Below are 8,264 nucleotides of genomic sequence, written 5' to 3' on the forward strand. Positions count from 1 at the left end.
TGGAAGCCCTCTTCGGCATTCCCGGTCTGGTCGCGGCGCCAATCTTCTATGCGTATCTCAAGGCCGAACTCTCATTGCGGCGATTGATTTGAAATGCTTCCGACATAGATTTCGTGTCGATCCTCGACCGTTTCGATGCCTCGTGGGAGAGATTTGATTTCTGCAATCAATGGACAGGGGCCGCTTTCGACCCTTTGGCCATCGATGGGAAGGTCCGCTTCAGGCTGCTCAATGAGACAGCCAGTACGACCGGGCTGGGTGATTTGCGGACAGGAATTTTTCCGGAAGGTCGGTGCCTGAAGGCGTCACAAACTATGTGTCGTTGTTGTTCCTGAAAACGATACTGGTTCAAGAAGGCGTTTCCAACTTTGTCTCGACGACCCGTTGCGGTGGTCGATTCCCGTCGTGCCTTCGGCTTAAAACCAAAACTATCAGTGAGGGAGACGGATTTTTCCACCGAAATCCCAGCGATGCCCATTCGATAATTTGGTTTGTAATCGTCTTCGTTGTAGAGATCCGCACGTTTTGGTTTTGCGATTGAAAAAATATAATAATATCGTCTAGATAAAACTATCATCGCGTGGGGAGTTCGACAGTCCGGCCCACGACATCGATCGCTACCTTGCCGCGAAGCCCACGGGAGCTTCCGCCTTCGAGCAATTCATGCGCTTCGCCGATGCGAGCCAGAGGAAGCACCGCACCGATCACCGGCTTGATCAGGCCGCGTTCGACAAGGTTCGTCAACGCGTCGAGCTTGCCTCGGTTCTGTCGGGTGAACACGAAATGGTAGGTGGCGTTCTTTCCCCAAGCCTCGATCAGGTTCTGCGGCTGTGCAATGTCAACGATGCTGACCACGCGTCCGGCATCCGCGAGGGCGAGCGCGCTTCTCGTCAGGGTATCGCCGCCGATGGTATCGAATACGACGTCTACCCCTCGCCCCTGCGTCAGTTCCGCAACGGCCAAGACGTCGTCATCGGAGGTATGGTCGATTACCTCGTCCGCTCCGAGCGAACGCACGAATTCATGGTTGCTACGGCGCGCCGTCGTGATGACCCGCGCACCCATCGCCTTGGCAAGCTGGATCGCTACCGTACCCACACCGCCGGCACCACCGTGGATCAGAATGGTCTCCTGAACGGTCAGCCGGGCACGGGTCACCAAAGATTCCCAGACCGTCCCTCCAACCAGCGTCAGGCTGGCAGCCTCCAAATGACTGATGTTGCGCGGCTTGCGGGCGAGCAGATCGACATCGGCAACGTGCTGTTCCGCGTACGAACCGGGGCCGCCGAAGATCTTCGGCGTGTAGTAAACCTCGTCCCCTACCTCGAACGCGTTCACATAGGCCCCTTTCTCCTCCACGACGCCGGAAACGTCGTGGCCGATGATGGCGGGGAGGGGCACGTAATCGGCGTAGTCGCCGCGTCGGATCTGATAGTCCAGGGGATTGATGGCGGTGGCGTGGACGCGTACCCGGACCTGCCGAGGTCCGACGGCTGCTACGGAAACGTCGCGCATCTCGAAAGCGTCGAAACCACCGAACTTACGGAGTACGATCGCTTTCATAGTGCCGGTCATGGCTAACCTTTTCTAAAACCCGAATGATGGTAAGGGACTTATTGGCAAATACATATGATCATTGTAATACGCACACAACTTTTGCGGGCGACCTCAGGGGTAGAAGACTCCGCCTGTCGCGCGGCGCGGCTTGTCGCTTGTCTGCGGCAGCGGGATGAACTCCTCAACGTCCCCCGGGACCGTGTCGAAGCGGCCCTGGGCCCATTCTTCCTTGGCCTGCTCGATACGCTCCAGGCGTGAGGACACGAAGTTCCACCAGATGTAGCGTGGGCCGCCCATCGGTGCCCCACCGAAGAGCATGAAGTCGGCGTCCTTCGTCGCCGCGATGACGACTTGGTCACCCGGCCGCAGGATGAGGAGTTGGCCCGGCCCGAACGTGTCGCCGGCGATCTCGATCTCACCGCCGAGCGTGTAGACGGCGCGCTCGTCGAACGCGGGTTCGATGGGCATCCGAGCGCCGGCTCGAAGGTTGAGATGCGCGTAGACCGTCTCGGAGGGGGTGATGAGCGGCGAGCGGGCGCCGAGCACCTCGCCGGCGATCACGCGTGCTCGAACCCCGTCACCCTCGACGATCGGCAAGTCCTGAGCGCCGTGGTGCACGAAGGCCGGATCGCTTTCTTCCTGCTCCTCGGGCAGGGCCATCCAGCTTTGGATGCCGAACAGGCGTTGGCCGCTGTGCTTGCGCTCCGCGCTCGTGCGCTCGGAGTGAACGATGCCGCGGCCGGCCCGCATCCAGTTCACGGCGCCGGGTTCGATGGTCTTCTCCGTTCCGAGGCTGTCGCGATGAAGGATCTGTCCCTCGAACAGGAAGGTGACGGTGGCGAGGTTGATATGCGGGTGGGGACGAACGTCGATTCCCTGATCGGTCAGGAACTCGGCCGGCCCCATCTGGTCGAAGAAGATGAAGGGGCCGACCATCTGGCGTTTGACGGAGGGCAGCGCACGTCGGACCACCATCTCGCCGAGGTCGACTGCACGCGGGATGACGAGCGTCTCGATCGCGTCCGCGCTGGTGCGGTCGCCGGGTGTCGGATCAGGGCACGGTATCCAACTCATCTGTTGTCTCCATTCTACGACCATAGCCCGGCTGGTAGGGCGTCCTACCAGCCGGCTTCCAATCCGTCTTCGGTGTGGCAGTCGTTCCCGCCGGACCTGAGGTCCGGCCGTTCCGAGCGCCACGGCTCGATCATCCTGCCGTGCCTGGTACCGGCGTCTTGAGCAGCTGTTGCTCCCACAGATACGCGATGCCGCTGCCGGCTGCGTGCTGTACGAGCACATCTGAGACCTTGCCCGCCGTCTCGGCGCGCGCCCAGTCACGCTGCCATTCGGCCGCCAGCGCCAGCCACGTCATCATGTTCACGCCGGCCGCGATCATGCGCTGGATGGCGACCTGGTGCGCCTCGACCGAGACGGCGCCCGAGGCATCGGTGACGACCGTGACGTCCCAGCCTTCGCCCGCGGCCTGGATCGCGGGCATCGCCACGCAGATCTCAGTCCACAATCCGGCAATGACCAGCTGCTTGCGGCCGGTCGCCTTGACGGCGTCGACCACCGCTTCGTCTTCCCAGGTGTTTATGAAGGTTCGGTCGATCACATCTTGGCCAGGGAACACGTCCGTGATCTGAGGAAAGATAAGGCCGCCTCGTTCGGCGATGACGCTCGTCAAAATGGTGGGGACGCCAAATGCCTTGGCGGCCTTCGCCAGAGCCGTCGCATTGTTGACCACCATCTGCGGCTCGTGGCTGTTCAGGTTCGTGAGCTGATACGGCTGATGGTCGATCAGGACGACAACCGAGTCTTCGGGACGGAGGAGCGACGCGAGGCCGTTGCGAAAGGTCATCGTCATACCCGTGATGGTGAAGGAGGTGGTTGCGAGAGGACGCGCCTTGCGCGGCGCTGCCTCGGCGCAGACCTGTCAGTCCTCATCGGGGTACGGTAGCGTCTCTTCACGCCGAGCTGTGTCGCGGAACGGGGAACGCCGACGTGGAGATCGAAGACCTGCAGACGTTCGTCGCTGTCGCGGACGCGGGGGGCATCTCGGCCGCAGCACGCCGGCTCGGCGTCTCCAAGTCGATCGTCAGCCGCTGCCTCCAGCGGCTCGAAGCGGATCTCGGGGTTCAGCTCCTCGCGCGGACCACGCGCGGCGCCGCTCTGACGGAGGCCGGCGTCACGTTTCGCGACCATGCCGCCAGAGCCGGCGCCGAGATCGAGGCAGCCCGGGAGACGATCCTGCCCGAAGGCGAACTGCGCGGGCGTATCCGGATCGCGATGCCGATCTCCTTCGGCTCGACCCACTTCGCTCCCGTGCTTGCGGAGATGGCGCGACGCCACCCGCAGCTGCACATACACGCCTCCTATGAGGATCGGTTCGTCGATCTCGTCGCGGAGGGTTTCGACTGTGCGATCCGGGTCGGGTACCTTCCGGACTCTCGTCTGGTCGCCCGGCGCGTCGGCCCGATCACCGGGAAATTCGTCGCAAGCCCGGACTACATCAGGGCGCACGGATCACCCGAGACACCGGACGAGCTCGTCGCCCACGAGGCTCTCATGCAGGGCACGGAGACTTGGCACCTCACCGACGGCAACACGGTCGTCACGGTTCGGCCCCAGGGTCGTTTCAAGGCCGATAACGGTACCGCTCTGGCGGCTGCCGCGGCGGCGGGTCTCGGCGTTGCCATGCTGGCCGAGTGCCTCATCCACGATCACCTGAAGTCGGGCGCGCTCGTCGAGGTCCTGAAGCGGCATCCGCCGCCATCGGCGGGGGCCTACGTGGTCCGCCCGCCCGGCGCGCATCCCGCACGGAAGATTCGGGTTCTGACCGAGTTGCTGATCGCGTACTTCGACGGAGCGCGGCAGGTTTGGGGGCGCTGACACGATGGCGCGCGAAACGGGGTGACGCCCAGGAGGGCATGAGTGACCGTGCTTGCCTGGCGGGGGCGAACGGTCTGCTGCCCGTTCTGCGGATCATCACGACGCGGCTGCGTGGGACGGCCACGACGAGTTGGAGCGAACGCCGCCGATCTCGGCACGGCCGCAACGGCGGCAAGGCCGATGCCGAGGGGGTCGAACCGGAGGGGGACCGGATCGCTCTTCCGACGCAGGACAACCCGCGTGGGGCCTCTCGCGAGGCCAAGACGACCCTGGCGGTCGTCGTCGCCGCGCCGGACAAGCGCCGCCTGCAACCGATCCCGCCCTCAGCGGACTGGCGCTTCGACCTCGCTGAGAGCTGCCGGGCCCATCGCCAATATCGCTATCGTGCCGGCTCGCTGAGCGGGCCGCCGCTCACGCGGGTCTACGCCGACGTTGAAGAGATCCTGGAGGGCCTGCCCGAGCGTCTCGGCCGCGGCAGTGTCACCTCGGCGTCGATTTCTTCGGCCGCTGGGACGCGCCCGTGCCGTTGCGCTTCACCAGCAGGTTCGCGGATGTCGCCCCGCTCATCGGCCTGCCGCACGGCCGGCGCGTGCGCGTGTCGGTCGACGCGCAAAACCTCATCCGCTCGGTTCGTGGCGCGCCTGCGCGATGAACCCGTCGCGCTCGTCCTCGGACATGTCAGGCAACCACGAGGTTGAGCGCCCGAGGAGCCGGAGCGATCACGACCCGGCTGCCCCAGCCGAAGGCGATGAAGTCCTGCTCGATCCCGTCGGCGAACACCACGCCGCCCTCGTTCATCCGGGAGGTCACCACGAGGGGGGCCTCTGTGAGCTTGCCCGCGCGCAATCCGGTGGCCGTGGCGACGCTCGGGAAGGGTTCGCGCACCCAATAGCCGACGGCCGGTTCGTCCGGGCCTATCGCGAGGCGGAGATGCGTCGCTTCGCTGATGGAACGCGCCCACCCGGTCACGCCGGTGCCGGAGGCGACGATGAGGCCGCTCGAGGACTGGTCCTCCGTCGTGCCCCCTGCCTCGATCCGGTAGCGCGCGGATTGGTGGCTGCGGTGGCCGACGAAGATCTCGTTGAGGGCGAGCAACCTCTCACCGCTGTCGAGGACCGCCTGCACCATGGTCCGTCGCTCGACGCGGGCCGCGCCCGCGAAACTGGCAAGGAGCAGCGGACCCAGGCGATCCACACCGATCCGCGCCAGGACGCCGTCGTACAGATCGGGGGCCGGGTTGACGCCGATCACCGGCTGCGCCTCGAGGTACTTGGCGACGTTGGCGACCAGCCCATCCTGGCCGACGGCGACGACGACGTCCTCGGGCGCGAACAGGAAACGATCGAGGTCGGCGCGGCGCGCCAGCGTCTGCCGCCAATCCGCTGGCACCGCGGCGCGGGCCTGCCCGAGCACGGCATGGAAGCGGAGGTGCCGCGCCTCGACATCCGCGATGCTCTGCTCGCGGCTCTCCAGGAAGAACTTGGCCTGGCCCCGCGTCGCATGGCGGGCGAGCAGCAGTTCGTAGTCGGTATCGCGAACCACGAACACGGCGCGCGGGGTGAGGGCTGCCATCGCGCGTCCTCAGCGAGCAGAGACCGCGGCGGCCATCGGCGGGGCGCTCCGGCGGAACTCACCCAGCGCGGCTGCGAGCAGGTCCGGCGTGACGTTGACGTGCTCGATCGTCTCCAGCTTGCCCGCGAGTTCCCGCGCGGCCAGCCCGAACAGGACGGCGGGCGGCAGGTCGCGGTAGATGGCCACGCGCCGCTGCTCGGCTTCGGCCTTGGCACCTTCGACGAGGCGGATGCGCTCGGCCTCGGCAGCCGCCTCCAGCGCCTGCGCGTCCGCGACACCGGCCGCGCGATTGCGGGCGTTGTCGGCCTCCTGCGCAATCAGCTGTGTCTCGCGGCGGGCCAGTTCCGTCTTGGTGGCGAGCTCGTTCTCGGCGATGGCCCGCTCCTTCTCGACCGCCAGGGCACGCCGCGAAAAGGTGGCTTCATCGGCTTTCTGCTGGAGCGCCTCGAACGTCGGCGTCTGCAACGCGCGCTCCAGCTCGCTCGTCGGCGCGAGGTTGGTCAGGCGTACGGAGACCGGCGCGACGCCGATCTCGGCAAGGGCGGTGGCGGTCGCCAGGACCGCCTCCAAGGTCATGCGCAGCGGCTCCGGACCGGCATCGAGCAGCGCACCGACCGGGTTCGCACCCAGGTACTGCAGGACCGCCTGACCAGCGATGCCGTTGATGCGCCCCTCGATCCGTTCGATCGGCTCGCCTTGCAGCTTGCCGGTGACGAGCCCGATCGAAAAATCGACGCGGCTTGCCAGCAGTTCCGGATCGACGACGTGCCAGCCGATCGTCCCCTGCACCGCGACGGTCTGGAAATCCCTGCTGCGACCGCGCACGAACACCGTCATCTCGCGGTCGTCCATCGGGACCTCGCTGATGCTCGCGGTCTCCGGCTGAAACCAGAAGACCAGCCCCCGCCCGCTCTGCCGGACGCGTCCGTTGCGGTAGCGGATGATGTGGCTGCTCGCCTCGCTCCTGAGCTGGGCGATCAGACCGATGTTGCGGATCGTGGCCATGGCATCCTCCTCTGGATCAACGCGGCCTTCGGAATCGGTAGAGTTCGGCTGGACGGAATGAGGTGCCGCCCTCGCGGGAGCCTGTCGGCTCGAGCCAGCCCCGGTCGAGCATCCGGCGGCGGAAGGCCGGCTTGTTGAGCGCCTTGCCGAGGATCGCCTCGTGCACGTCCTGCAACTGGCGCAGCGTGAACTGCTCGGGCAGCAGCGCGAAGCCGACGTCCGAATAGTCGAGCTTCCCCCGCAACCGCAGAATGGCGAGTGCGAGGATGTCGGCGTGATCGAAGGCGAGGCCTAGGGGCTCACCGCCCGCGCGACGACCGGTCGACAGTGCCGCGACCGGTCCGCCAGCCTCGCCGGCCCACGACACCGCGATCACCGCTGGTGACAGCTCCGGCATGCCGTCCAACGCCTCGGAGAAGGCTCGCTCCGGCAAGAGGGCAAGGTAGGCGACCGAGACGATGCGCATGCGTGGATCGCGCTCAACCGCGCCGAACGTGTAGAGCTGCTCCAGATGAGCCCTGGCGATCCCGGCCTTGTCACGCAGGATGCGTTCGGCTGCGGCGTCGAGGGTCTCGTCGAGGCCGACGAAGCCGCCGGGGAGCGCCCACCGGCCGGCATGCGGGTGTTCGGTGCGCTTCAGCAGGAGAGCGCCAGGACGGCCGTCGCGGACCCCCATCAAGACCAGGTCGACGGCCAGTGCCGGCCGTTCGTAGGCAGCGGGATCATAGGTCGAAAGGAACTCAGCCTCGCTCACAGCCCCACCTTATATCCATGTCGCGATTAACTAAGATGCGATACGGATATATGTCAAGTGGGGTTCGGCGGGATGGTGGAGGCACGGCCGGCCGCCGCCTCGGCGGAAAAGTCGCCCTGGCCGGTCGTCGTGACCGTCGTGGAGGTCAGCCAGATCGCTAACCCCGAGACTGAGATGCTCGACGGTGATCGTCGAGACGACGTGCAGGCCGACCAGGATCAGCAGGCCGACGACGGCAGACCGGAGACGATTGCGCAGGTCCCGCCCGACGCTGCGCCGGAACCGCACGGGCCGCATTCGAGGTCGCTTCGGGCGCGGCAGGTGAACGCCTATGGCGTATCGGACGGTGTGCCCAACCTGCCCCGATCGGCCGGCTCGACGACGACGTTGAGCGGCGTGTCCAATCCCTGCTCCAGGATGTCCCGCAATTCCCCGTCCACGACTTTCTGCGAGGTCACGGCGGCAGTCATGCCCCCGACACGGTGGC

Annotated in this window: 9 protein-coding genes; 3 read left to right on the forward strand and 6 right to left on the reverse strand. The window is 66.0% G+C overall.

Features of this window, described 5'->3' with window-relative positions; genetic code table 11:
- Positions 1-573: 573 nt before the first annotated feature.
- The 3 genes from COGEMETH_RS22090 to COGEMETH_RS22100 form a co-directional block, all read right to left on the reverse strand.
- Positions 574-1,575 (reverse strand): zinc-dependent alcohol dehydrogenase family protein, encoded by a 1,002-nt coding sequence (locus COGEMETH_RS22090; protein ID WP_238184843.1) that lies wholly within the window; start codon positions 1,573-1,575, stop codon positions 574-576.
- Positions 1,576-1,668: 93 nt separating this feature from the next.
- A complete protein-coding gene (locus COGEMETH_RS22095; RefSeq protein ID WP_238184845.1) occupies positions 1,669-2,631 on the reverse strand; it encodes a pirin family protein in 963 nt (320 codons plus the stop codon).
- A 130-nt stretch (positions 2,632-2,761) separates the two neighbouring features.
- Positions 2,762-3,415, reverse strand: a complete 654-nt coding sequence (locus COGEMETH_RS22100; RefSeq protein WP_238184846.1) for a hydrolase — start codon at positions 3,413-3,415, stop codon at positions 2,762-2,764.
- A gap of 143 nt (positions 3,416-3,558) precedes the next feature.
- On the opposite strand from COGEMETH_RS22100, the gene COGEMETH_RS22105 reads away from it, so the two are divergent.
- Complete coding sequence (locus COGEMETH_RS22105) at positions 3,559-4,446, forward strand: LysR family transcriptional regulator (protein WP_238184848.1); 888 nt, start codon at positions 3,559-3,561, stop codon at positions 4,444-4,446.
- A gap of 38 nt (positions 4,447-4,484) precedes the next feature.
- Positions 4,485-5,144, forward strand: coding sequence for a hypothetical protein (locus COGEMETH_RS25865; protein ID WP_373875416.1), 660 nt, complete (start codon positions 4,485-4,487; stop codon positions 5,142-5,144).
- Here the strand turns inward: COGEMETH_RS25865 and COGEMETH_RS22115 are convergent.
- Genes COGEMETH_RS22115 through COGEMETH_RS22125 form a run of 3 tightly spaced genes read right to left on the reverse strand, consistent with a single transcriptional unit; the run spans position 5,125 to position 7,777 of the window.
- Positions 5,125-6,018 carry a hypothetical protein gene (locus tag COGEMETH_RS22115; protein ID WP_238184849.1) on the reverse strand — a complete coding sequence of 298 codons (894 nt, stop codon included), beginning with the start codon at positions 6,016-6,018 and terminating at the stop codon, positions 5,125-5,127. The genes COGEMETH_RS25865 and COGEMETH_RS22115 overlap by 20 nt on opposite strands.
- A 9-nt stretch (positions 6,019-6,027) precedes the next feature.
- Positions 6,028-7,023: an SPFH domain-containing protein gene (locus COGEMETH_RS22120; protein WP_238184851.1), complete on the reverse strand. Its 996-nt coding sequence runs from the start codon at positions 7,021-7,023 to the stop codon at positions 6,028-6,030.
- Positions 7,024-7,039: 16 nt separating this feature from the next.
- Positions 7,040-7,777, reverse strand: coding sequence for an NUDIX hydrolase (locus tag COGEMETH_RS22125; RefSeq protein WP_238184853.1), 738 nt, complete (start codon positions 7,775-7,777; stop codon positions 7,040-7,042).
- Positions 7,778-7,834: 57 nt separating this feature from the next.
- Between COGEMETH_RS22125 and COGEMETH_RS22130 the strand changes: the two genes are divergently transcribed.
- A partial coding sequence (locus COGEMETH_RS22130; RefSeq protein WP_238184855.1) for a hypothetical protein occupies positions 7,835-8,264 on the forward strand: 430 nt, incomplete at its 3' end.

This window comes from Methylobacterium trifolii (assembly GCF_022179685.1).
Lineage (GTDB): Bacteria > Pseudomonadota > Alphaproteobacteria > Rhizobiales > Beijerinckiaceae > Methylobacterium > Methylobacterium trifolii.